This window comes from Bacillus sp. FSL P4-0290, from assembly GCF_037975435.1.
Classification (GTDB): domain Bacteria; phylum Bacillota; class Bacilli; order Bacillales; family Bacillaceae; genus Bacillus; species Bacillus subtilis.
Map to the genome: position 1 here is coordinate 1 of NZ_CP150253.1, position 23,348 is coordinate 23,348.

Annotated in this window: 15 protein-coding genes, 3 tRNA genes, 3 rRNA genes and 1 other annotated feature; of the genes, 18 read left to right on the forward strand and 3 right to left on the reverse strand. The window is 44.3% G+C overall.

The annotated features are described in order from the left end of the window. From dnaA to rrf, 12 genes are all read left to right on the forward strand, one after another. A complete protein-coding gene (gene dnaA, locus MKY10_RS00005) occupies positions 1 to 1,341 on the forward strand; it encodes a chromosomal replication initiator protein DnaA (protein WP_003242674.1) in 1,341 nt (446 codons plus the stop codon). A gap of 188 nt (positions 1,342 to 1,529) precedes the next feature. Beyond that, positions 1,530 to 2,666, forward strand: a complete 1,137-nt coding sequence (dnaN, locus tag MKY10_RS00010) for a DNA polymerase III subunit beta (protein WP_003242509.1) — start codon at positions 1,530 to 1,532, stop codon at positions 2,664 to 2,666. Positions 2,667 to 2,796: 130 nt separating this feature from the next. Next, complete coding sequence (gene rlbA, locus MKY10_RS00015; RefSeq protein WP_003226810.1) at positions 2,797 to 3,012, forward strand: ribosome maturation protein RlbA; 216 nt, start codon at positions 2,797 to 2,799, stop codon at positions 3,010 to 3,012. 15 nt (positions 3,013 to 3,027) lie between these two features. Further along, entirely contained in the window at positions 3,028 to 4,140 is a 1,113-nt protein-coding gene (recF, locus tag MKY10_RS00020; RefSeq protein ID WP_003243515.1) for a DNA replication/repair protein RecF, read from the forward strand. Positions 4,141 to 4,157: 17 nt separating this feature from the next. After that, the gene (remB, locus tag MKY10_RS00025) at positions 4,158 to 4,403 is read left to right on the forward strand and encodes an extracellular matrix regulator RemB (RefSeq protein WP_003219266.1); all 246 of its coding nucleotides are present in this window, start codon (positions 4,158 to 4,160) and stop codon (positions 4,401 to 4,403) included. A gap of 54 nt (positions 4,404 to 4,457) precedes the next feature. Then, positions 4,458 to 6,374 (forward strand): DNA topoisomerase (ATP-hydrolyzing) subunit B, encoded by a 1,917-nt coding sequence (gene gyrB, locus MKY10_RS00030; RefSeq protein WP_003226808.1) that lies wholly within the window; start codon positions 4,458 to 4,460, stop codon positions 6,372 to 6,374. Between the two features lie 210 nt (positions 6,375 to 6,584). Then, the gene (gyrA, locus tag MKY10_RS00035) at positions 6,585 to 9,050 is read left to right on the forward strand and encodes a DNA topoisomerase (ATP-hydrolyzing) subunit A (RefSeq protein ID WP_003244540.1); all 2,466 of its coding nucleotides are present in this window, start codon (positions 6,585 to 6,587) and stop codon (positions 9,048 to 9,050) included. 289 nt (positions 9,051 to 9,339) lie between these two features. Then, positions 9,340 to 10,889: ribosomal RNA gene (locus MKY10_RS00040) — 16S ribosomal RNA — on the forward strand. Positions 10,890 to 10,991: 102 nt separating this feature from the next. Then, positions 10,992 to 11,068, forward strand: a tRNA-Ile gene (locus MKY10_RS00045). Positions 11,069 to 11,079: 11 nt separating this feature from the next. Continuing rightward, a tRNA-Ala gene (locus MKY10_RS00050) sits at positions 11,080 to 11,155 on the forward strand. A gap of 81 nt (positions 11,156 to 11,236) precedes the next feature. Then, positions 11,237 to 14,164, forward strand: a 23S ribosomal RNA gene (locus MKY10_RS00055). Between the two features lie 55 nt (positions 14,165 to 14,219). After that, a 5S ribosomal RNA gene (gene rrf / locus MKY10_RS00060) occupies positions 14,220 to 14,335 on the forward strand. The 16S, 23S and 5S rRNA genes sit together here with 2 tRNA genes alongside, the layout of an rRNA operon. 39 nt (positions 14,336 to 14,374) lie before the next feature. Here the strand turns inward: rrf and MKY10_RS00065 are convergent. Then, positions 14,375 to 15,322 (reverse strand): YaaC family protein, encoded by a 948-nt coding sequence (locus MKY10_RS00065; protein ID WP_015253026.1) that lies wholly within the window; start codon positions 15,320 to 15,322, stop codon positions 14,375 to 14,377. Positions 15,323 to 15,442: 120 nt separating this feature from the next. Between MKY10_RS00065 and guaB the strand changes: the two genes are divergently transcribed. The 6 genes from guaB to MKY10_RS00095 all read left to right on the forward strand — a co-directional run bounded on the left by guaB (position 15,443) and on the right by MKY10_RS00095 (position 21,912). Then, positions 15,443 to 16,909 carry an IMP dehydrogenase gene (guaB, locus tag MKY10_RS00070; RefSeq protein ID WP_003226803.1) on the forward strand — a complete coding sequence of 489 codons (1,467 nt, stop codon included), beginning with the start codon at positions 15,443 to 15,445 and terminating at the stop codon, positions 16,907 to 16,909. Positions 16,910 to 17,061: 152 nt separating this feature from the next. Then, the gene (dacA, locus tag MKY10_RS00075) at positions 17,062 to 18,393 is read left to right on the forward strand and encodes a D-alanyl-D-alanine carboxypeptidase (protein WP_015253025.1); all 1,332 of its coding nucleotides are present in this window, start codon (positions 17,062 to 17,064) and stop codon (positions 18,391 to 18,393) included. A 196-nt stretch (positions 18,394 to 18,589) separates the two neighbouring features. After that, entirely contained in the window at positions 18,590 to 19,474 is an 885-nt protein-coding gene (gene pdxS / locus MKY10_RS00080) for a pyridoxal 5'-phosphate synthase lyase subunit PdxS (RefSeq protein ID WP_014478583.1), read from the forward strand. A gap of 21 nt (positions 19,475 to 19,495) precedes the next feature. Next, the gene (gene pdxT, locus MKY10_RS00085; RefSeq protein WP_003226797.1) at positions 19,496 to 20,086 is read left to right on the forward strand and encodes a pyridoxal 5'-phosphate synthase glutaminase subunit PdxT; all 591 of its coding nucleotides are present in this window, start codon (positions 19,496 to 19,498) and stop codon (positions 20,084 to 20,086) included. 52 nt (positions 20,087 to 20,138) lie between these two features. Next, positions 20,139 to 20,351 (forward strand) — a binding site (T-box leader). A 56-nt stretch (positions 20,352 to 20,407) separates the two neighbouring features. Further along, positions 20,408 to 21,685 carry a serine--tRNA ligase gene (gene serS, locus MKY10_RS00090; protein ID WP_048655279.1) on the forward strand — a complete coding sequence of 426 codons (1,278 nt, stop codon included), beginning with the start codon at positions 20,408 to 20,410 and terminating at the stop codon, positions 21,683 to 21,685. A 134-nt stretch (positions 21,686 to 21,819) separates the two neighbouring features. Continuing rightward, positions 21,820 to 21,912, forward strand: a tRNA-Ser gene (locus MKY10_RS00095). A gap of 111 nt (positions 21,913 to 22,023) precedes the next feature. Here MKY10_RS00095 and dck read toward each other — a convergent pair. Together dck and dgk are read right to left on the reverse strand one after the other, a co-directional pair. Then, a complete protein-coding gene (gene dck, locus MKY10_RS00100; RefSeq protein WP_003226792.1) occupies positions 22,024 to 22,677 on the reverse strand; it encodes a deoxyadenosine/deoxycytidine kinase in 654 nt (217 codons plus the stop codon). Then, complete coding sequence (dgk, locus tag MKY10_RS00105) at positions 22,674 to 23,297, reverse strand: deoxyguanosine kinase (RefSeq protein ID WP_339226034.1); 624 nt, start codon at positions 23,295 to 23,297, stop codon at positions 22,674 to 22,676. Before dgk ends, dck begins: the two co-directional genes overlap by 4 nt. Positions 23,298 to 23,348 lie beyond the last annotated feature (51 nt).

Consider the following 23,348-nt stretch of genomic DNA (forward strand, 5'->3'; position numbering starts at 1 on the left):
ATGGAAAATATATTAGACCTGTGGAACCAAGCCCTTGCTCAAATCGAAAAAAAGTTGAGCAAACCGAGTTTTGAGACTTGGATGAAGTCAACCAAAGCCCACTCACTGCAAGGCGATACATTAACAATCACGGCTCCCAATGAATTTGCCAGAGACTGGCTGGAGTCCAGATACTTGCATCTGATTGCAGATACTATATATGAATTAACCGGGGAAGAATTGAGCATTAAGTTTGTCATTCCTCAAAATCAAGATGTTGAGGACTTTATGCCGAAACCGCAAGTCAAAAAAGCGGTCAAAGAAGATACATCTGATTTTCCTCAAAATATGCTCAATCCAAAATATACTTTTGATACTTTTGTCATCGGATCTGGAAACCGATTTGCACACGCTGCTTCCCTCGCAGTAGCGGAAGCACCCGCGAAAGCTTACAACCCTTTATTTATCTATGGGGGCGTCGGCTTAGGGAAAACGCACTTAATGCATGCGATCGGCCATTATGTAATAGATCATAATCCTTCTGCCAAAGTGGTTTATCTGTCTTCTGAGAAATTTACAAACGAATTCATCAACTCTATCCGAGATAATAAAGCCGTCGACTTCCGCAATCGCTATCGAAATGTTGATGTGCTTTTGATAGATGATATTCAATTTTTAGCGGGGAAAGAACAAACCCAGGAAGAATTTTTCCATACATTTAACACATTGCACGAAGAAAGCAAACAAATCGTCATTTCAAGTGATCGACCGCCAAAGGAAATTCCGACACTTGAGGACAGATTGCGCTCACGTTTTGAATGGGGACTTATTACAGATATCACACCGCCTGATCTAGAAACGAGAATTGCGATTTTAAGAAAAAAAGCCAAAGCAGAAGGCCTCGATATTCCGAACGAGGTTATGCTTTACATCGCGAATCAAATCGACAGCAATATTCGGGAACTCGAAGGAGCATTAATCAGAGTTGTCGCTTATTCATCTTTAATTAATAAAGATATTAATGCTGATCTGGCCGCTGAGGCGTTGAAAGATATTATTCCTTCCTCAAAACCGAAAGTCATTACGATAAAAGAAATTCAGAGGGTAGTAGGCCAGCAATTTAATATTAAACTCGAGGATTTCAAAGCAAAAAAACGGACAAAGTCAGTAGCTTTTCCGCGTCAAATCGCCATGTACTTATCAAGGGAAATGACTGATTCCTCTCTTCCTAAAATCGGTGAAGAGTTTGGAGGACGTGATCATACGACCGTTATTCATGCGCATGAAAAAATTTCAAAACTGCTGGCAGATGATGAACAGCTTCAGCAGCATGTAAAAGAAATTAAAGAACAGCTTAAATAGCAGGACCGGGGATCAATCGGGGAAAGTGTGAATAACTTTTCGGAAGTCATACACAGTCTGTCCACATGTGGATAGGCTGTGTTTCCTGTCTTTTTCACAACTTATCCACAAATCCACAGGCCCTACTATTACTTCTACTATTTTTTATAAATATATATATTAATACATTATCCGTTAGGAGGATAAAAATGAAATTCACGATTCAAAAAGATCGTCTTGTTGAAAGTGTCCAAGATGTATTAAAAGCAGTTTCATCCAGAACCACGATTCCCATTCTGACTGGTATTAAAATTGTTGCATCAGATGATGGAGTATCCTTTACAGGGAGTGACTCAGATATTTCTATTGAATCCTTCATTCCAAAAGAAGAAGGAGATAAAGAAATTGTCACTATTGAACAGCCCGGAAGCATCGTTTTACAGGCTCGCTTTTTTAGTGAAATTGTAAAAAAATTGCCGATGGCAACTGTAGAAATCGAAGTCCAAAATCAGTATTTGACGATTATCCGTTCTGGTAAAGCTGAATTTAATCTAAACGGACTGGATGCTGATGAGTATCCGCACTTGCCGCAGATTGAAGAGCATCATGCGATTCAGATCCCAACTGATTTGTTAAAAAATCTAATCAGACAAACAGTATTTGCAGTGTCCACCTCAGAAACACGCCCTATCTTGACAGGTGTAAACTGGAAAGTGGAGCAAAGTGAATTATTATGCACTGCAACGGATAGCCACCGTCTTGCATTAAGAAAGGCGAAACTTGATATTCCAGAAGACAGATCTTATAACGTCGTGATTCCGGGAAAAAGTTTAACTGAACTCAGCAAGATTTTAGATGACAACCAGGAACTTGTAGATATCGTCATCACAGAAACCCAAGTTCTGTTTAAAGCGAAAAACGTCTTATTCTTCTCACGGCTTCTGGACGGGAATTATCCAGACACAACCAGCCTGATTCCGCAAGACAGCAAAACAGAAATCATTGTGAACACAAAAGAATTCCTTCAGGCCATTGATCGTGCATCTCTTTTAGCCAGAGAGGGACGCAACAACGTGGTAAAACTGTCTGCAAAACCGGCTGAATCCATTGAAATTTCTTCTAACTCGCCGGAAATCGGTAAAGTTGTGGAAGCGATTGTTGCGGATCAAATTGAAGGTGAGGAATTAAATATCTCTTTTAGTCCAAAATATATGCTGGATGCACTAAAGGTGCTTGAAGGAGCAGAAATACGCGTAAGCTTTACAGGTGCAATGAGACCCTTCTTAATTCGCACGCCGAATGATGAAACGATTGTACAGCTTATCCTCCCTGTCAGAACCTATTAATCCGATACACTGCTGCCGACCTGTCGGCAGCTTTTCTATTCGGTATCTGCTCCGACAAGTTTTCCCTTTCCCTAATTCGTTTTTTTTTAGTACAATTAGATATTAGTGATATTTGAAAGAGGTCGATATAATGGCAAATCCGATTTCAATTGATACAGAGATGATTACACTCGGACAATTCTTAAAATTAGCCGATGTGATTCAGTCTGGCGGTATGGCGAAGTGGTTTTTAAGCGAGCATGAAGTGCTTGTGAACGATGAGCCGGACAACCGCCGGGGCAGAAAACTGTATGTTGGAGATGTGGTAGAGATTGAAGGATTTGGTTCATTTCAAGTCGTCAATTAAAGCGGGTGACACTGATTGTATATCCAGAACTTAGAACTGACATCTTACCGCAACTACGACCATGCTGAACTTCAATTTGAAAATAAAGTAAATGTGATCATCGGAGAAAACGCCCAGGGGAAGACAAACCTCATGGAGGCGATCTATGTCTTGTCCATGGCGAAATCGCACCGGACATCAAATGACAAAGAACTTATACGGTGGGACAAAGACTATGCTAAAATAGAGGGAAGAGTGATGAAGCAAAACGGGGCAATCCCGATGCAGCTCGTCATCTCCAAAAAGGGTAAAAAGGGCAAGGTCAATCATATTGAACAGCAAAAGCTCAGCCAGTATGTCGGGGCCCTCAACACCATTATGTTCGCGCCGGAAGATTTAAATCTTGTAAAGGGAAGCCCTCAAGTGAGAAGGCGGTTTCTTGACATGGAAATCGGACAGGTTTCTCCCGTCTACCTTCATGATCTTTCTCTTTACCAGAAAATCCTTTCCCAGCGGAATCATTTTTTGAAACAGCTGCAAACAAGAAAACAAACTGACCGGACGATGCTCGATGTTCTGACCGATCAGCTTGTAGAAGTTGCAGCAAAAGTCGTCGTAAAACGCCTGCAGTTTACAGCACAGCTCGAGAAATGGGCGCAGCCCATCCATGCAGGCATCTCAAGAGGGCTTGAAGAACTGACCCTGAAATACCATACAGCTCTTGATGTATCAGATCCCCTAGATTTGTCGAAAATAGGAGATAGCTATCAAGAAGCGTTTTCTAAATTAAGAGAAAAAGAAATTGAGCGTGGTGTGACGCTGTCAGGGCCTCATCGCGATGATGTTCTTTTCTATGTGAACGGACGCGATGTGCAGACGTATGGTTCTCAAGGACAGCAGCGAACGACGGCGTTGTCCCTTAAGCTGGCGGAGATTGACCTGATCCATGAAGAAATCGGAGAATATCCCATTTTACTATTGGATGATGTACTGAGTGAACTGGATGATTATCGCCAGTCACACTTGCTTCATACGATCCAAGGCCGTGTACAAACGTTTGTCACAACGACAAGCGTTGATGGCATTGATCACGAAACCTTACGTCAAGCAGGAATGTTCCGTGTGCAAAATGGTGCGTTAGTGAAGTGAAGAAATGAGGTGAGCAATTGTATATTCATTTAGGTGATGACTTTGTGGTTTCAACACGAGATATTGTCGGCATTTTTGACTTTAAAGCCAACATGTCGCCTATTGTTGAAGAATTTCTGAAAAAACAGAAACACAAGGTGGTGCCTTCCGTAAACGGCACGCCCAAATCTATCGTAGTCACGGTTCAGAATATATATTACTCTCCCTTATCTTCCAGCACATTAAAAAAACGTGCGCAATTTATGTTTGAAATAGATTCTTAGAAATTTTTTATCACGAATATATCGTTTAGAAAAGTGTAGGTGAATGACGTGGCTATGGAACAGCAGCAAAACAGTTATGATGAAAATCAGATACAGGTACTAGAAGGATTGGAAGCTGTTCGTAAAAGACCGGGGATGTATATCGGTTCGACAAACAGCAAAGGCCTTCACCACCTGGTATGGGAAATTGTCGACAATAGTATTGACGAAGCCCTCGCCGGTTATTGTACGGATATCAATATCCAAATCGAAAAAGACAACAGTATCACGGTTGTAGATAATGGCCGCGGTATTCCAGTCGGTATTCATGAAAAAATGGGCCGTCCTGCGGTAGAAGTCATTATGACGGTACTTCATGCCGGAGGAAAATTTGACGGAAGCGGCTATAAAGTATCCGGAGGATTACACGGTGTAGGTGCGTCTGTCGTAAACGCACTATCAACAGAGCTTGATGTGACGGTTCACCGTGATGGTAAAATTCACCGCCAAACTTATAAACGCGGAGTTCCGGTTACAGACCTTGAAATCATTGGCGAAACGGATCATACAGGAACGACGACACATTTTGTCCCGGACCCTGAAATTTTCTCAGAAACAACCGAGTATGATTATGATCTGCTTGCCAACCGCGTACGTGAATTAGCCTTTTTAACAAAGGGCGTAAACATCACGATTGAGGATAAACGTGAAGGACAAGAGCGCAAAAATGAATACCATTACGAAGGCGGAATTAAAAGTTATGTAGAGTATTTAAACCGCTCTAAAGAGGTTGTCCATGAAGAGCCGATTTACATTGAAGGCGAAAAGGACGGCATTACGGTTGAAGTGGCTTTGCAATACAATGACAGCTACACAAGCAACATTTACTCGTTTACAAACAACATTAACACGTACGAAGGCGGTACCCATGAAGCTGGCTTCAAAACGGGCCTGACTCGTGTTATCAACGATTACGCCAGAAAAAAAGGGCTTATTAAAGAAAATGATCCAAACCTAAGCGGAGATGACGTAAGGGAAGGGCTGACAGCGATTATTTCAATCAAACACCCTGATCCGCAGTTTGAGGGCCAAACGAAAACAAAGCTGGGCAACTCAGAAGCACGGACGATCACCGATACGTTATTTTCTACGGCGATGGAAACATTTATGCTGGAAAATCCAGATGCAGCCAAAAAAATTGTCGATAAAGGCTTAATGGCGGCAAGAGCAAGAATGGCTGCGAAAAAAGCCCGTGAACTAACACGTCGTAAGAGTGCTTTGGAAATTTCAAACCTGCCCGGTAAGTTAGCGGACTGCTCATCAAAAGATCCGAGCATCTCCGAGTTATATATCGTAGAGGGTGACTCTGCCGGAGGATCTGCTAAACAAGGACGCGACAGACATTTCCAAGCCATTTTGCCGCTTAGAGGTAAAATCCTAAACGTTGAAAAGGCCAGACTGGATAAAATCCTTTCTAACAACGAAGTTCGCTCTATGATCACAGCGCTCGGCACAGGTATTGGGGAAGACTTCAACCTTGAGAAAGCCCGTTACCACAAAGTTGTCATTATGACAGATGCCGATGTTGACGGCGCGCACATCAGAACACTGCTGTTAACGTTCTTTTACAGATATATGCGCCAAATTATCGAAAATGGCTACGTGTACATTGCGCAGCCGCCGCTCTACAAGGTTCAACAGGGGAAACGCGTTGAATATGCGTACAATGACAAGGAGCTGGAAGAGCTGTTAAAAACTCTTCCTCAAACGCCTAAGCCTGGACTGCAGCGTTACAAAGGTCTTGGTGAAATGAATGCCACCCAGCTATGGGAGACAACCATGGATCCTAGTTCCAGAACACTTCTTCAGGTAACTCTTGAAGATGCAATGGATGCGGACGAGACTTTTGAAATGCTTATGGGCGACAAGGTAGAACCGCGCCGAAACTTCATAGAAGCGAATGCGAGATACGTTAAAAATCTTGACATCTAATCATAAAAAGCCTTATTTCCAATAAGAAATAAGGCTTTTTTCTGAACAAGATCAGATGCAGCAATGCTTGCAGTACCTATATATTCTAGCAATTTAATGTGTATAATCATAAGTTTATTGATATAATGGAGAATAGTGAAATCGTATTGAAGGTCATAATGGACAATCTACTCCCACATATTTCATGTGATACTTCAGGGAGGTTTTTTAATGAGTGAACAAAACACACCACAAGTTCGTGAAATAAATATCAGTCAGGAAATGCGTACGTCCTTCTTGGATTATGCAATGAGCGTTATCGTGTCCCGTGCTCTTCCAGATGTTCGAGACGGTTTAAAACCGGTTCATAGACGGATTTTGTATGCAATGAATGATTTAGGCATGACAAGTGACAAGCCTTATAAAAAATCCGCGCGTATCGTTGGAGAAGTTATCGGGAAATACCACCCGCACGGTGATTCAGCGGTATATGAATCCATGGTCAGAATGGCTCAGGATTTCAACTACCGTTATATGCTCGTTGACGGTCACGGAAACTTCGGTTCTGTTGACGGAGACTCAGCGGCGGCCATGCGTTATACAGAAGCAAGAATGTCTAAAATCTCAATGGAGATTCTTCGTGACATCACAAAAGACACAATCGATTACCAGGATAACTATGACGGGTCAGAAAGAGAACCTGTCGTTATGCCTTCAAGGTTCCCGAATCTGCTCGTGAACGGTGCTGCCGGCATTGCGGTAGGTATGGCAACAAACATTCCTCCGCACCAGCTGGGAGAAATCATTGACGGTGTACTTGCTGTCAGTGAGAATCCGGACATTACAATTCCAGAGCTTATGGAAGTCATTCCAGGGCCTGATTTCCCGACCGCGGGTCAAATCTTGGGACGCAGCGGTATCCGGAAAGCATACGAATCAGGCCGAGGCTCTATCACGATCCGGGCAAAAGCTGAGATCGAACAAACATCTTCGGGTAAAGAAAGAATTATCGTTACAGAGTTACCTTACCAAGTGAATAAGGCGAAATTAATTGAGAAAATTGCTGATCTCGTAAGGGACAAAAAGATAGAGGGTATCACAGATCTGCGTGATGAGTCAGATCGTACAGGTATGAGAATTGTCATTGAAATCAGACGCGACGCCAATGCAAATGTCATCTTAAACAATCTGTACAAACAAACTGCTCTACAAACATCTTTTGGCATCAACCTGCTTGCACTTGTTGATGGCCAGCCGAAAGTTTTAACTCTTAAGCAATGCCTAGAGCATTACCTTGACCATCAAAAAGTTGTCATTAGACGCCGTACTGCTTATGAATTGCGTAAAGCGGAAGCGAGAGCTCATATCCTGGAAGGATTGAGAGTTGCACTGGATCATCTCGATGCAGTTATCTCCCTTATCCGTAATTCTCAAACGGCTGAAATTGCGAGAACAGGTTTAATTGAACAATTCTCACTGACAGAGAAGCAAGCACAAGCGATCCTTGATATGAGGCTCCAGCGTTTAACGGGACTGGAACGTGAAAAGATAGAAGAAGAATACCAATCTCTTGTTAAATTAATTGCAGAGCTAAAAGACATCTTGGCAAATGAATATAAAGTGCTTGAGATCATTCGTGAAGAACTCACGGAAATCAAAGAGCGTTTTAACGATGAAAGACGTACTGAGATCGTCACTTCTGGACTGGAGACAATTGAAGATGAAGATCTCATCGAGAGAGAAAATATCGTAGTTACTCTGACGCACAACGGATACGTCAAACGTCTTCCTGCATCAACTTACCGCAGTCAAAAACGAGGCGGAAAAGGTGTACAAGGTATGGGAACAAACGAAGATGATTTCGTTGAGCATTTGATCTCTACGTCAACTCATGACACGATTCTCTTCTTCTCGAACAAGGGGAAAGTGTATCGTGCAAAAGGGTATGAAATCCCTGAATACGGCAGAACGGCAAAAGGAATCCCGATTATTAACCTGCTGGAGGTAGAAAAGGGTGAGTGGATCAACGCGATTATTCCAGTCACGGAATTCAATGCGGAGCTTTACCTTTTCTTCACTACAAAGCATGGGGTTTCAAAACGAACATCGCTATCTCAATTCGCTAATATCCGCAACAATGGTCTAATCGCTCTGAGTCTTCGTGAAGATGATGAACTGATGGGTGTACGTCTGACTGACGGCACAAAACAAATCATCATTGGAACGAAAAACGGTTTACTGATCCGTTTCCCTGAAACAGATGTCCGGGAGATGGGAAGAACTGCGGCGGGCGTAAAAGGCATCACCCTGACGGATGACGACGTTGTTGTCGGCATGGAGATATTAGAGGAAGAATCACACGTCCTTATCGTAACTGAAAAAGGGTACGGAAAACGAACTCCGGCTGAAGAGTACAGAACCCAAAGCCGGGGCGGAAAAGGACTCAAAACAGCGAAAATCACCGAGAACAACGGCCAACTAGTAGCAGTGAAAGCTACTAAAGGTGAAGAGGATCTAATGATTATTACAGCTAGCGGCGTACTCATCAGAATGGACATCAATGATATCTCCATCACCGGACGTGTCACTCAAGGTGTGCGTCTCATCAGAATGGCAGAAGAAGAGCATGTTGCTACAGTAGCTTTAGTAGAGAAAAACGAAGAAGATGAGAATGAAGAAGAACAAGAAGAAGTGTGAGAAAAAGCGCAGCTGAAATAGCTGCGCTTTTTTGTGTCATAACCCTTTACAGTCATAAAAATTATGGTATAATCATTTCTGTTGTCTTTTAAAAGACACAAACATGACCATTATGACTAGTAAAAACTTTTTCGAAAAAGTATTGACCTAGTTAACTAAAAATGTTATTATTAAGTAGTCGCTTCGAGAGAAGCGCACAAAGTTCTTTGAAAACTAAACAAGACAAAACGTACCTGTTAATTCAGTTTTTAAAAATCGCACAGCGATGTGCGTAGTCAGTCAAACTACTTTATCGGAGAGTTTGATCCTGGCTCAGGACGAACGCTGGCGGCGTGCCTAATACATGCAAGTCGAGCGGACAGATGGGAGCTTGCTCCCTGATGTTAGCGGCGGACGGGTGAGTAACACGTGGGTAACCTGCCTGTAAGACTGGGATAACTCCGGGAAACCGGGGCTAATACCGGATGGTTGTTTGAACCGCATGGTTCAAACATAAAAGGTGGCTTCGGCTACCACTTACAGATGGACCCGCGGCGCATTAGCTAGTTGGTGAGGTAACGGCTCACCAAGGCAACGATGCGTAGCCGACCTGAGAGGGTGATCGGCCACACTGGGACTGAGACACGGCCCAGACTCCTACGGGAGGCAGCAGTAGGGAATCTTCCGCAATGGACGAAAGTCTGACGGAGCAACGCCGCGTGAGTGATGAAGGTTTTCGGATCGTAAAGCTCTGTTGTTAGGGAAGAACAAGTACCGTTCGAATAGGGCGGTACCTTGACGGTACCTAACCAGAAAGCCACGGCTAACTACGTGCCAGCAGCCGCGGTAATACGTAGGTGGCAAGCGTTGTCCGGAATTATTGGGCGTAAAGGGCTCGCAGGCGGTTTCTTAAGTCTGATGTGAAAGCCCCCGGCTCAACCGGGGAGGGTCATTGGAAACTGGGGAACTTGAGTGCAGAAGAGGAGAGTGGAATTCCACGTGTAGCGGTGAAATGCGTAGAGATGTGGAGGAACACCAGTGGCGAAGGCGACTCTCTGGTCTGTAACTGACGCTGAGGAGCGAAAGCGTGGGGAGCGAACAGGATTAGATACCCTGGTAGTCCACGCCGTAAACGATGAGTGCTAAGTGTTAGGGGGTTTCCGCCCCTTAGTGCTGCAGCTAACGCATTAAGCACTCCGCCTGGGGAGTACGGTCGCAAGACTGAAACTCAAAGGAATTGACGGGGGCCCGCACAAGCGGTGGAGCATGTGGTTTAATTCGAAGCAACGCGAAGAACCTTACCAGGTCTTGACATCCTCTGACAATCCTAGAGATAGGACGTCCCCTTCGGGGGCAGAGTGACAGGTGGTGCATGGTTGTCGTCAGCTCGTGTCGTGAGATGTTGGGTTAAGTCCCGCAACGAGCGCAACCCTTGATCTTAGTTGCCAGCATTCAGTTGGGCACTCTAAGGTGACTGCCGGTGACAAACCGGAGGAAGGTGGGGATGACGTCAAATCATCATGCCCCTTATGACCTGGGCTACACACGTGCTACAATGGACAGAACAAAGGGCAGCGAAACCGCGAGGTTAAGCCAATCCCACAAATCTGTTCTCAGTTCGGATCGCAGTCTGCAACTCGACTGCGTGAAGCTGGAATCGCTAGTAATCGCGGATCAGCATGCCGCGGTGAATACGTTCCCGGGCCTTGTACACACCGCCCGTCACACCACGAGAGTTTGTAACACCCGAAGTCGGTGAGGTAACCTTTTAGGAGCCAGCCGCCGAAGGTGGGACAGATGATTGGGGTGAAGTCGTAACAAGGTAGCCGTATCGGAAGGTGCGGCTGGATCACCTCCTTTCTAAGGATATTTTACGGAATATAAGACCTTGGGTCTTATAAACAGAACGTTCCCTGTCTTGTTTAGTTTTGAAGGAACTTTGTTCCTTGAATAAGTTAAGATGGGCCTGTAGCTCAGCTGGTTAGAGCGCACGCCTGATAAGCGTGAGGTCGGTGGTTCGAGTCCACTCAGGCCCACCATCTTATATAACGGGGCCTTAGCTCAGCTGGGAGAGCGCCTGCTTTGCACGCAGGAGGTCAGCGGTTCGATCCCGCTAGGCTCCACCAACGTGTTCTTTGAAAACTAGATAACAGTAGACATCACATTCAATTAGTAACACAAGATATCACATAGTGATTCTTTTTAACGGTTAAGTTAGAAAGGGCGCACGGTGGATGCCTTGGCACTAGGAGCCGATGAAGGACGGGACGAACACCGATATGCTTCGGGGAGCTGTAAGCAAGCTTTGATCCGGAGATTTCCGAATGGGGAAACCCACCACTCGTAATGGAGTGGTATCCATATCTGAATTCATAGGATATGAGAAGGCAGACCCGGGGAACTGAAACATCTAAGTACCCGGAGGAAGAGAAAGCAAATGCGATTCCCTGAGTAGCGGCGAGCGAAACGGGATTAGCCCAAACCAAGAGGCTTGCCTCTTGGGGTTGTAGGACACTCTGTACGGAGTTACAAAGGAACGAGGTAGATGAAGAGGTCTGGAAAGGCCCGCCATAGGAGGTAACAGCCCTGTAGTCAAAACTTCGTTCTCTCCTGAGTGGATCCTGAGTACGGCGGAACACGTGAAATTCCGTCGGAATCCGGGAGGACCATCTCCCAAGGCTAAATACTCCCTAGTGACCGATAGTGAACCAGTACCGTGAGGGAAAGGTGAAAAGCACCCCGGAAGGGGAGTGAAAGAGATCCTGAAACCGTGTGCCTACAAGTAGTCAGAGCCCGTTAACGGGTGATGGCGTGCCTTTTGTAGAATGAACCGGCGAGTTACGATCCCGTGCAAGGTTAAGCAGAAGATGCGGAGCCGCAGCGAAAGCGAGTCTGAATAGGGCGCATGAGTACGTGGTCGTAGACCCGAAACCAGGTGATCTACCCATGTCCAGGGTGAAGTTCAGGTAACACTGAATGGAGGCCCGAACCCACGCACGTTGAAAAGTGCGGGGATGAGGTGTGGGTAGGGGTGAAATGCCAATCGAACCTGGAGATAGCTGGTTCTCTCCGAAATAGCTTTAGGGCTAGCCTCAAGGTAAGAGTCTTGGAGGTAGAGCACTGATTGGACTAGGGGCCCCTACCGGGTTACCGAATTCAGTCAAACTCCGAATGCCAATGACTTATCCTTGGGAGTCAGACTGCGAGTGATAAGATCCGTAGTCGAAAGGGAAACAGCCCAGACCGCCAGCTAAGGTCCCAAAGTATACGTTAAGTGGAAAAGGATGTGGAGTTGCTTAGACAACCAGGATGTTGGCTTAGAAGCAGCCACCATTTAAAGAGTGCGTAATAGCTCACTGGTCGAGTGACTCTGCGCCGAAAATGTACCGGGGCTAAACGTATCACCGAAGCTGCGGACTGTTCTTCGAACAGTGGTAGGAGAGCGTTCTAAGGGCTGTGAAGCCAGACCGGAAGGACTGGTGGAGCGCTTAGAAGTGAGAATGCCGGTATGAGTAGCGAAAGAGGGGTGAGAATCCCCTCCACCGAATGCCTAAGGTTTCCTGAGGAAGGCTCGTCCGCTCAGGGTTAGTCGGGACCTAAGCCGAGGCCGAAAGGCGTAGGCGATGGACAACAGGTTGATATTCCTGTACCACCTCCTCACCATTTGAGCAATGGGGGGACGCAGGAGGATAGGGTAAGCGCGGTATTGGATATCCGCGTCCAAGCAGTTAGGCTGGGAAATAGGCAAATCCGTTTCCCATAAGGCTGAGCTGTGATGGCGAGCGAAATATAGTAGCGAAGTTCCTGATTCCACACTGCCAAGAAAAGCCTCTAGCGAGGTGAGAGGTGCCCGTACCGCAAACCGACACAGGTAGGCGAGGAGAGAATCCTAAGGTGATCGAGAGAACTCTCGTTAAGGAACTCGGCAAAATGACCCCGTAACTTCGGGAGAAGGGGTGCTCTGTTAGGGTGCAAGCCCGAGAGAGCCGCAGTGAATAGGCCCAGGCGACTGTTTAGCAAAAACACAGGTCTCTGCGAAGCCGTAAGGCGAAGTATAGGGGCTGACGCCTGCCCGGTGCTGGAAGGTTAAGAGGAGCGCTTAGCGTAAGCGAAGGTGCGAATTGAAGCCCCAGTAAACGGCGGCCGTAACTATAACGGTCCTAAGGTAGCGAAATTCCTTGTCGGGTAAGTTCCGACCCGCACGAAAGGCGCAACGATCTGGGCACTGTCTCAACGAGAGACTCGGTGAAATTATAGTACCTGTGAAGATGCAGGTTACCCGCGACAGGACGGAAAGACCCCGTGGAGCTTTACTGCAGCCTGATATTGAATGTTGGTACAGCTTGTACAGGATAGGTAGGAGCCTTGGAAACCGGAGCGCCAGCTTCGGTGGAGGCATCGGTGGGATACTACCCTGGCTGTATTGACCTTCTAACCCGCCGCCCTTATCGGGCGGGGAGACAGTGTCAGGTGGGCAGTTTGACTGGGGCGGTCGCCTCCTAAAAGGTAACGGAGGCGCCCAAAGGTTCCCTCAGAATGGTTGGAAATCATTCGCAGAGTGTAAAGGCACAAGGGAGCTTGACTGCGAGACCTACAAGTCGAGCAGGGACGAAAGTCGGGCTTAGTGATCCGGTGGTTCCGCATGGAAGGGCCATCGCTCAACGGATAAAAGCTACCCCGGGGATAACAGGCTTATCTCCCCCAAGAGTCCACATCGACGGGGAGGTTTGGCACCTCGATGTCGGCTCATCGCATCCTGGGGCTGTAGTCGGTCCCAAGGGTTGGGCTGTTCGCCCATTAAAGCGGTACGCGAGCTGGGTTCAGAACGTCGTGAGACAGTTCGGTCCCTATCCGTCGCGGGCGCAGGAAATTTGAGAGGAGCTGTCCTTAGTACGAGAGGACCGGGATGGACGCACCGCTGGTGTACCAGTTGTTCTGCCAAGGGCATCGCTGGGTAGCTATGTGCGGACGGGATAAGTGCTGAAAGCATCTAAGCATGAAGCCCCCCTCAAGATGAGATTTCCCATTCCGCAAGGAAGTAAGATCCCTGAAAGATGATCAGGTTGATAGGTCTGAGGTGGAAGTGTGGCGACACATGGAGCTGACAGATACTAATCGATCGAGGACTTAACCATATTTTTGAATGATGTCACACCTGTTATCTAGTTTTGAGAGAACACTCTCAATTTGTTTGGTGGCGATAGCGAAGAGGTCACACCCGTTCCCATACCGAACACGGAAGTTAAGCTCTTCAGCGCCGATGGTAGTCGGGGGTTTCCCCCTGTGAGAGTAGGACGCCGCCAAGCAAGTTTAAACCCAGCTCATTGAGCTGGGTTTTTTGTTTGTTAAAAATGAAGAAGAAACTGTGAAGCGTATTTAGGGAATTTCTTTTCTGATACTAATAAAAACTGCTGAATTAACACGTAGTCATCACTTATATGCTGTGTTAATAACTCATACCACCATTCTGTTTCATACCTTGCAATCATTCCAACGTTGTACAAAATCAAATAATGAATTGTCATTTCGGGAAGCCTCAGAAATTGCTCCCTTTGAGAAGGGATATAATATTGGTTCTTTTTCATGTCAAACAATAAGCTGGTCGATGTCCATGGCTCCTTGTCTTGTGGTGAAATTTCGAACAGCAGCCCGTGTTCATTTTTTTTTGTAAAAGACCATTGATAATGATGGGACATGTATTCAGCAAACCTTGAATCAGACATTTTGTAATTGATTACTACTTCCTCCGGTACAAAAATTTCGTTCTTATCCTTCTCAACTTTTGTTATAAATCGTTCTTTCTGCTGAAAGTAGAAAATATCGCTAAGTTCTGGAATGGCCATTAATAATTTTTTCATGGTATACCGTTCATCTACTATATCCGATTGTCCGAATAAATGTTTCATAAAATGTACGCATAGGCCATTCCGTTGTATTTTCACTTCATCATCGCTAAAACAATAATTTTGTTTCTTTCGTTTTCTTGTTGTTACGCCATGTGCCAGTACCGATGTATGGCTTGGATAATGAGGATCACGTGTAATTAAGCATGCTTTGATAAGCTGTGCCATTCCATAAAATAAAAGAATCGGTTTGATTTCTAAGGGAGAATATGCGGCTTGTTTATAAAATGATTCGGCATGCTTTAAGAAATAAATAAACCGTTCACTGTTTTTAAAAGAGTTTTTTTTCGCATCGTCAATACCGTTTAAGATATAAACCTTTTCTAGAAATTTCTGGGTTGATTCAACGGAGTAAAATAGCGCTAAGTCTTTCCACTCATGATATGTCATGTATATTTCTTAATCCTTTCCGTTATCTAAATATTTCAACTCTTTCCCGCTTCCTTGACATGCTCTTGGCTAGTTGATAATCTACATATAATATTTTGCCGAAAAGAGGGGGATTTACTAATGTGGGAAAGTAAATTTTCAAAAGAAGGCTTAACGTTCGACGATGTGCTGCTTGTGCCAGCAAAGTCTGAGGTACTTCCGCGTGATGTGGATTTATCTGTAGAACTTACAAAAACGTTAAAGCTAAATATTCCTGTCATCAGCGCAGGTATGGACACTGTAACAGAATCAGCAATGGCAATTGCAATGGCAAGACAGGGCGGCTTGGGCATCATTCACAAAAATATGTCCATTGAACAGCAGGCTGAACAAGTTGATAAAGTAAAGCGTTCTGAGCGCGGCGTTATCACAAATCCCTTCTTTTTAACTCCTGATCACCAAGTATTTGATGCGGAGCATTTGATGGGGAAATACAGAATTTCCGGTGTTCCGATTGTAAATAACGAAGAAGACCAGAAGCTTGTTGGAATTATTACAAACCGTGACCTTCGTTTTATTTCTGACTACTCAATGAAAATCAGCGACGTCATGACGAAAGAAGAGCTAGTTACTGCATCTGTAGGAACTACTCTGGATGAAGCTGAAAAGATTTTGCAAAAACATAAAATTGAAAAGCTTCCTCTCGTAGATGACCAGAATAAATTAAAAGGTCTTATCACAATTAAAGACATTGAAAAAGTCATTGAGTTCCCGAACTCATCTAAAGACATTCACGGCCGCCTGATCGTTGGCGCGGCAGTTGGTGTAACTGGCGATACAATGACTCGCGTCAAAAAGCTTGTTGAAGCCAATGTTGATGTGATTGTTATCGATACAGCTCACGGACACTCTCAAGGCGTTTTAAACACAGTTACAAAAATCCGTGAAACGTATCCCGAATTAAACATTATTGCTGGAAACGTGGCAACAGCTGAAGCGACAAGAGCGCTTATCGAAGCTGGAGCAGACGTTGTCAAAGTTGGAATAGGGCCTGGTTCAATTTGTACTACACGTGTTGTAGCCGGGGTGGGTGTTCCGCAAATTACAGCAATTTATGATTGTGCGACTGAAGCAAGAAAACACGGCAAAACAATCATCGCCGACGGTGGGATTAAATTCTCTGGCGATATCACTAAAGCATTGGCAGCCGGCGGACATGCTGTTATGCTCGGAAGCTTGCTTGCAGGCACATCAGAAAGCCCTGGTGAAACTGAAATCTACCAAGGCAGAAGATTTAAGGTATACCGCGGCATGGGATCAGTTGCTGCAATGGAAAAAGGAAGTAAAGACCGTTACTTCCAAGAAGAAAACAAAAAATTTGTTCCTGAAGGAATTGAAGGACGCACACCTTACAAAGGGCCAGTTGAAGAAACCGTTTATCAGCTAGTCGGAGGCCTTCGTTCTGGTATGGGGTATTGCGGGTCCAAAGATCTGCGTGCGCTAAGAGAAGAAGCTCAGTTCATTCGCATGACTGGCGCAGGACTTCGCGAAAGCCATCCGCATGACGTACAGATTACAAAAGAATCACCTAACTATACAATTTCATAATAAATTGTTACAAATTAAAAACATTTGACAGGGTCTCTGACTCTGTCTATTTTTTTTATACTGATTATGATAAAATTTATACTGTTGTGCATTGAAAATGTCCTTAACGGCTTAATTATAGATGAAGAAAATGAAATACGGAGGTCGTACGATTGAACATCAAGAAATGTAAACAGCTACTGATGTCATTGGTTGTGTTAACTCTAGCTGTCACGTGTCTGGCTCCAATGTCAAAAGCAAAAGCAGCCAGCGATCCAATTGATATCAATGCATCTGCTGCTATTATGATCGAAGCTTCTTCAGGTAAAATTCTTTACAGTAAAAATGCAGATAAGAGACTGCCAATTGCGAGTATGACAAAAATGATGACAGAGTATCTGTTATTAGAAGCAATTGATCAAGGTAAAGTGAAATGGGACCAAACCTATACGCCTGATGACTATGTGTATGAAATTTCCCAAGATAACAGCTTATCAAACGTTCCTCTTCGGAAAGACGGGAAATACACAGTAAAAGAATTATATCAAGCTACAGCAATTTATTCTGCAAATGCTGCTGCTATTGCGATTGCAGAAATCGTTGCCGGTTCTGAAACTAAGTTTGTTGAAAAAATGAATGCAAAAGCAAAAGAACTAGGCTTAACAGATTACAAATTTGTTAACGCAACAGGTCTTGAAAACAAAGATCTTCACGGGCATCAGCCTGAGGGGACAAGCGTAAATGAAGAAAGTGAAGTTTCTGCAAAGGATATGGCAATTCTTGCGGATCACTTGATTACTGACTACCCTGAGATACTGGAGACTTCCAGTATCGCCAAAACGAAATTCAGAGAAGGCACCGATGATGAAATGGACATGCCGAACTGGAATTTTATGCTGAAGGGGCTTGTCAGCGAGTATAAAAAAGCGACTGTAGACGGACTGAAAACAGGTTCTACTGACTCTGCGGGTTCATGCTTTACAGGAACAGCTGAACGCAACGGTATGCGTGTCATCACTGTTGTTTTAAACGCGAAGGGCAACCTTCATACAGGCCGTTTCGATGAAACGAAAAAAATGTTTGATTATGCTTTCGACAATTTCTCCATGAAAGAAATTTATGCTGAAGGCGATCAAGTAAAAGGCCATAAAACAATTTCAGTTGATAAGGGTAAAGAGAAAGAAGTAGGCATTGTGACAAACAAGGCGTTCTCTCTTCCTGTCAAAAATGGTGAAGAAAAGAATTACAAAGCGAAGGTCACACTGAATAAAGACAACTTAACTGCTCCTGTGAAAAAAGGAACCAAGATTGGGAAGCTGACTGCGGAATACACAGGTGATGAAAAGGATTACGGATTCCTTAACAGCGATCTGGCTGGCGTAGACCTTGTTACAAAAGAAAATGTAGAAAAAGCAAACTGGTTTGTTTTGACAATGCGCAGTATCGGCGGATTTTTTTCCGGAATTTGGGGAAGCATTGTTGATACGGTAACCGGCTGGTTTTAATCAATTGAAAGAGCTCTGATGGATGTTAGGGCTCTTTCGCGTAATATACTGAAAAAACCCAATTTTTAATAAAAAATGATTTTCAAAGCGCTAAAAACCGAATAAAATAGTATATATCCATATGAATTATTGGATTTCTAGGATACAATAAGGATTAGAAATCATATAACTATACCTTGATTAGGGGGACCAAGAAATGGCTCAAACAGGTACTGAACGTGTAAAACGCGGAATGGCAGAAATGCAAAAAGGCGGCGTCATCATGGACGTCATCAATGCGGAACAAGCGAAAATCGCTGAAGAAGCTGGAGCTGTCGCTGTAATGGCGCTAGAACGTGTGCCGGCAGATATTCGCGCGGCTGGAGGAGTTGCCCGTATGGCTGACCCTACAATCGTGGAAGAAGTAATGAATGCAGTATCTATCCCTGTAATGGCAAAAGCGCGTATCGGACATGTTGTTGAAGCGCGTGTGCTTGAAGCTATGGGTGTTGACTATATTGATGAAAGTGAAGTTCTGACGCCGGCTGATGAAGAATTTCATTTAAATAAAAATGAATACACAGTTCCTTTTGTTTGTGGCTGCCGTGATCTTGGTGAAGCAACACGCCGTATTGCGGAAGGTGCTTCTATGCTTCGCACAAAAGGTGAGCCTGGAACAGGTAATATTGTTGAGGCTGTTCGCCATATGCGTAAAGTTAACGCTCAAGTGCGCAAAGTAGTTGCGATGAGTGAGGATGAGCTAATGACAGAAGCGAAAAACCTAGGTGCTCCTTACGAGCTTCTTCTTCAAATTAAAAAAGACGGCAAGCTTCCTGTCGTTAACTTTGCCGCTGGCGGCGTAGCAACTCCAGCTGATGCTGCTCTCATGATGCAGCTTGGTGCTGACGGAGTATTTGTTGGTTCTGGTATTTTTAAATCAGACAACCCTGCTAAATTTGCGAAAGCAATTGTGGAAGCAACAACTCACTTTACTGATTACAAATTAATCGCTGAGTTGTCAAAAGAGCTTGGTACTGCAATGAAAGGGATTGAAATCTCAAACTTACTTCCAGAACAGCGTATGCAAGAACGCGGCTGGTAAGAACATAGGAGCGCTGCTGACATGTTAACAATAGGTGTACTAGGACTTCAAGGAGCAGTTAGAGAGCACATCCATGCGATTGAAGCATGCGGCGCGGCTGGTCTTGTCGTAAAACGTCCGGAGCAGCTGAACGAAGTTGACGGGTTGATTTTGCCGGGCGGTGAGAGCACGACGATGCGCCGTTTGATCGATACGTATCAATTCATGGAGCCGCTTCGTGAATTCGCTGCTCAGGGCAAACCGATGTTTGGAACATGTGCCGGATTAATTATATTAGCAAAAGAAATTGCCGGTTCAGATAATCCTCATTTAGGTCTTCTGAATGTGGTTGTAGAACGTAATTCATTTGGCCGGCAGGTTGACAGCTTTGAAGCTGATTTAACAATTAAAGGCTTGGACGAGCCTTTTACTGGGGTATTCATCCGTGCTCCGCATATTTTAGAAGCTGGTGAAAATGTTGAAGTTCTATCGGAGCATAATGGTCGTATTGTAGCCGCGAAACAGGGGCAATTCCTTGGCTGCTCATTCCATCCGGAGCTGACAGAAGATCACCGAGTGACACAGCTGTTTGTTGAAATGGTTGAGGAATATAAGCAGAAGGCACTTGTATAAAACAGTTGAAAGCTGTGGAAACTTATAGTACATTATAAGCACAAATAAAGATCGAAAAGCGTTGATAGGAACTAGTAGGGAGCCTCTCTTTCTAAGAGAGCCGATGGTTGGTGCGAATCGGTGAAAGATGCTGTCTGAATCCATCCTTGAGCGAAATGCTGAAACAAGTAGGCATTTACGGGATAACCGTTATGTTTGAAAGTGGAAAACGAGTCTTTGATTTGTTTTCAATCAGGGTGGCAACGCGAGAGCTCTCGTCCCTTTATGGGGATGAGGGCTCTTTTTATTTTCGACAAATCAATAAAAAAAGGAGTGTTTCGCATGCTTGATACGAAAATGCTGAGAGCAAATTTTCAAGAAATTAAAGCAAAGCTTGTACACAAAGGCGAAGACTTAACTGATTTTGATAAGTTTGAGGCGCTGGATGATAGACGAAGAGAGCTTATCGGCAAGGTAGAAGAGTTAAAAGGAAAACGAAATGAAGTTTCTCAGCAGGTTGCTGTGCTGAAGCGTGAGAAAAAAGACGCGGATCACATTATTAAAGAAATGCGTGAAGTCGGCGAGGAAATTAAAAAGCTTGATGAAGAATTGCGAACAGTGGAAGCTGAGCTTGATACAATCCTTCTCTCAATCCCAAATATTCCGCATGAGTCTGTACCTGTCGGTGAAACAGAAGACGACAACGTAGAAGTGCGTAAATGGGGTGAAAAGCCTTCATTTTCTTACGAGCCGAAGCCGCACTGGGATATTGCGGATGAGCTGGGTATTCTGGATTTTGAACGTGCTGCCAAAGTAACAGGAAGCCGTTTCGTGTTCTATAAAGGCTTAGGTGCTCGTCTGGAGCGTGCACTTTATAACTTTATGCTTGATCTGCATGTGGATGAGTATAACTACACTGAAGTGATCCCGCCATATATGGTAAACCGCGCAAGCATGACGGGAACAGGACAGCTTCCTAAATTTGAAGAGGATGCATTTAAAATCAGAGAAGAAGATTATTTCTTAATTTCAACGGCGGAAGTGCCGATTACAAACATGCATCGCGATGAAATCCTTTCAGGTGACAGCCTGCCGATCAACTATGCGGCATTCAGTGCTTGCTTCCGTTCTGAAGCTGGTTCAGCAGGACGTGACACACGCGGATTAATTCGTCAGCACCAATTTAATAAAGTTGAGCTTGTAAAGTTTGTGAAGCCTGAAGATTCTTATGAAGAATTAGAGAAGCTTACAAACCAAGCAGAACGGGTTCTTCAGCTGCTTGAGCTTCCATACCGTGTCATGAGCATGTGTACGGGTGACTTAGGCTTTACGGCTGCGAAAAAATACGATATCGAAGTTTGGATTCCGAGCCAAGACACATATCGAGAAATTTCTTCTTGCAGCAACTTTGAAGCGTTCCAGGCGAGACGTGCGAATATTCGTTTCAGACGTGAAGCGAAAGGCAAGCCTGAGCATGTACACACACTGAACGGTTCAGGACTGGCGGTTGGAAGAACAGTTGCTGCTATCTTAGAAAATTATCAGCAGGAAGACGGAAGCGTTGTGATTCCGAAAGTGCTTCGTCCTTATATGGGGAATAGAGAAGTAATGAAACCGTAAATTATGGAAAGGCGTGCCTGACAAGGTGCGCCTTTTTGCTTATGTAAACACGGCATTTTCATAAAAACAAAAAAAGTTTTTAAAAATGCTTGACCACACGAGAACATACGTGATATAGTAAGTCTTGTCGATACGGAGGAATACCCAAGTCCGGCTGAAGGGATCGGTCTTGAAAACCGACAGGGGTGTCAAAGCCCGCGGGGGTTCGAATCCCTCTTCCTCCGCCATATTGATTTTAATTCTAATGAAACACAAGCATATATTGGAGATTGTTTTGTCCGTTGCATTCGGTGCGGCGGATTTTTTATTTTAAAGAAAAAGTGAATCTCGACTGAGATTCACTTTTTTTGATTATCATGAATAACTGAAGCAATTTGATCTACAATATTTTCAATCGAGTTTTCGTCGTTCAGAAGATCATAATCTTCAATGCGAAGTTTTAAAACAGGACAGGCATTAAAACCGCTTATCCAGTTCTCGTAGCGTGTATGCATTTCTTCCCAATAAGACCTGCTTGTCTGAAGCTCCATCTCGCGGCCGCGTTGTTCAATCCGGTTTAAAATGTTCTCCAGATCTCCTTCTAAATAGATCAACACATCTGGGTGTGGGAAATACGGTGTCATCACCATTGCTTCGAAAAGGCTTGTGTAAGTCTTATAATCAACCTTTGACATTGTCCCTTTATCAGCATGCATTTTTGCGAAAATTCCTGTATCTTCATAAATCGAACGATCCTGTACAAAACCTCCGCCGGCTTCAAAAATTGTTTTCTGTTCTTTGAAGCGTTCAGCTAAGAAATAAATTTGAAGGTGAAAGCTCCAACGTTCAAAATCATGATAGAACTTTTCCAAGTATGGATTATGATCGACTTCCTCCAAAGATGTTTTAAATCCAAGCCGTTTAGCTAAAGTTTTTGTTAAAGTCGATTTTCCGACACCTACTGTTCCTGCTACTGTAATAATTGAATTCTTAGGGATATGATGTTCCTTCATACGATAAGCTCCTTTACATGGGCGGCAATGCGTTCAAAGTCGCTCTTATTCAAAACGAAATCCTTTGAATCACCATCTACGGTTAACACTGTAAGTTCAGGGTCTGCTTCCTGCAGCTGCTTGATGGCGACTTCATAATCTGAAATCAGCAGCTCCAAATAGCTAGTTTCAATTTTTTTCTCAAAGGGGCGCCCGCGTTTTTCAATGCGGTGTAGCAATGTAGGCAGACTGGCCTTTATGTAAATGATGAAATTCGGCTTTGGCAGATCATCCGTTAGCAGGTGATATATCTTTTTGTATTTTTCCAGCTGATGTGGAGACAAGGTGCGTTCCGCAAAAATCACATTTTTATAAATATGATAATCAGCTATTACAGGCTGTCCCTTTTTTAAAAAGTGATCACTGGTGTCTTCAAGCTGTTTGTATCTGTGACAAAGAAAAAACATCTCGAGCTGGAAGCTCCATTCCTCTATATTGTCATAAAACTTATCAAGGTACGGGTTATCCTCTACAATCTCATTGATCATAGGGAATCCGAACTCTTGTGAGAGCATCGTTGCGAGAGTTGTTTTTCCTGCCCCGATAGGACCTTCTATTGCAATAAAAGGGGCTGTATTCATCGGAATCCTCCTTATATCTGAAAAACGTGCGTCAGTTACCGACCTTCATAT

What these genes read in the sequence shown, in the direction of transcription:
- dnaA (WP_003242674.1), top strand. Translation starts at nt 1, where the DNA reads ATGGAAAATATATTAGACCTGTGGAACCAAGCCCTTGCTCAAATCGAA.
- gyrA (WP_003244540.1), top strand. Translation starts at nt 6,585, where the DNA reads ATGAGTGAACAAAACACACCACAAGTTCGTGAAATAAATATCAGTCAG.
- serS (WP_048655279.1), top strand. Translation starts at nt 20,408, where the DNA reads ATGCTTGATACGAAAATGCTGAGAGCAAATTTTCAAGAAATTAAAGCA.
- dnaN (WP_003242509.1), top strand. Translation starts at nt 1,530, where the DNA reads ATGAAATTCACGATTCAAAAAGATCGTCTTGTTGAAAGTGTCCAAGAT.
- guaB (WP_003226803.1), top strand. Translation starts at nt 15,443, where the DNA reads ATGTGGGAAAGTAAATTTTCAAAAGAAGGCTTAACGTTCGACGATGTG.
- rlbA (WP_003226810.1), top strand. Translation starts at nt 2,797, where the DNA reads ATGGCAAATCCGATTTCAATTGATACAGAGATGATTACACTCGGACAA.
- dck (WP_003226792.1), bottom strand. Translation starts at nt 22,677, where the DNA reads ATGAAGGAACATCATATCCCTAAGAATTCAATTATTACAGTAGCAGGA.
- MKY10_RS00065 (WP_015253026.1), bottom strand. Translation starts at nt 15,322, where the DNA reads ATGACATATCATGAGTGGAAAGACTTAGCGCTATTTTACTCCGTTGAA.
- pdxT (WP_003226797.1), top strand. Translation starts at nt 19,496, where the DNA reads ATGTTAACAATAGGTGTACTAGGACTTCAAGGAGCAGTTAGAGAGCAC.
- dgk (WP_339226034.1), bottom strand. Translation starts at nt 23,297, where the DNA reads ATGAATACAGCCCCTTTTATTGCAATAGAAGGTCCTATCGGGGCAGGA.
- pdxS (WP_014478583.1), top strand. Translation starts at nt 18,590, where the DNA reads ATGGCTCAAACAGGTACTGAACGTGTAAAACGCGGAATGGCAGAAATG.
- gyrB (WP_003226808.1), top strand. Translation starts at nt 4,458, where the DNA reads ATGGAACAGCAGCAAAACAGTTATGATGAAAATCAGATACAGGTACTA.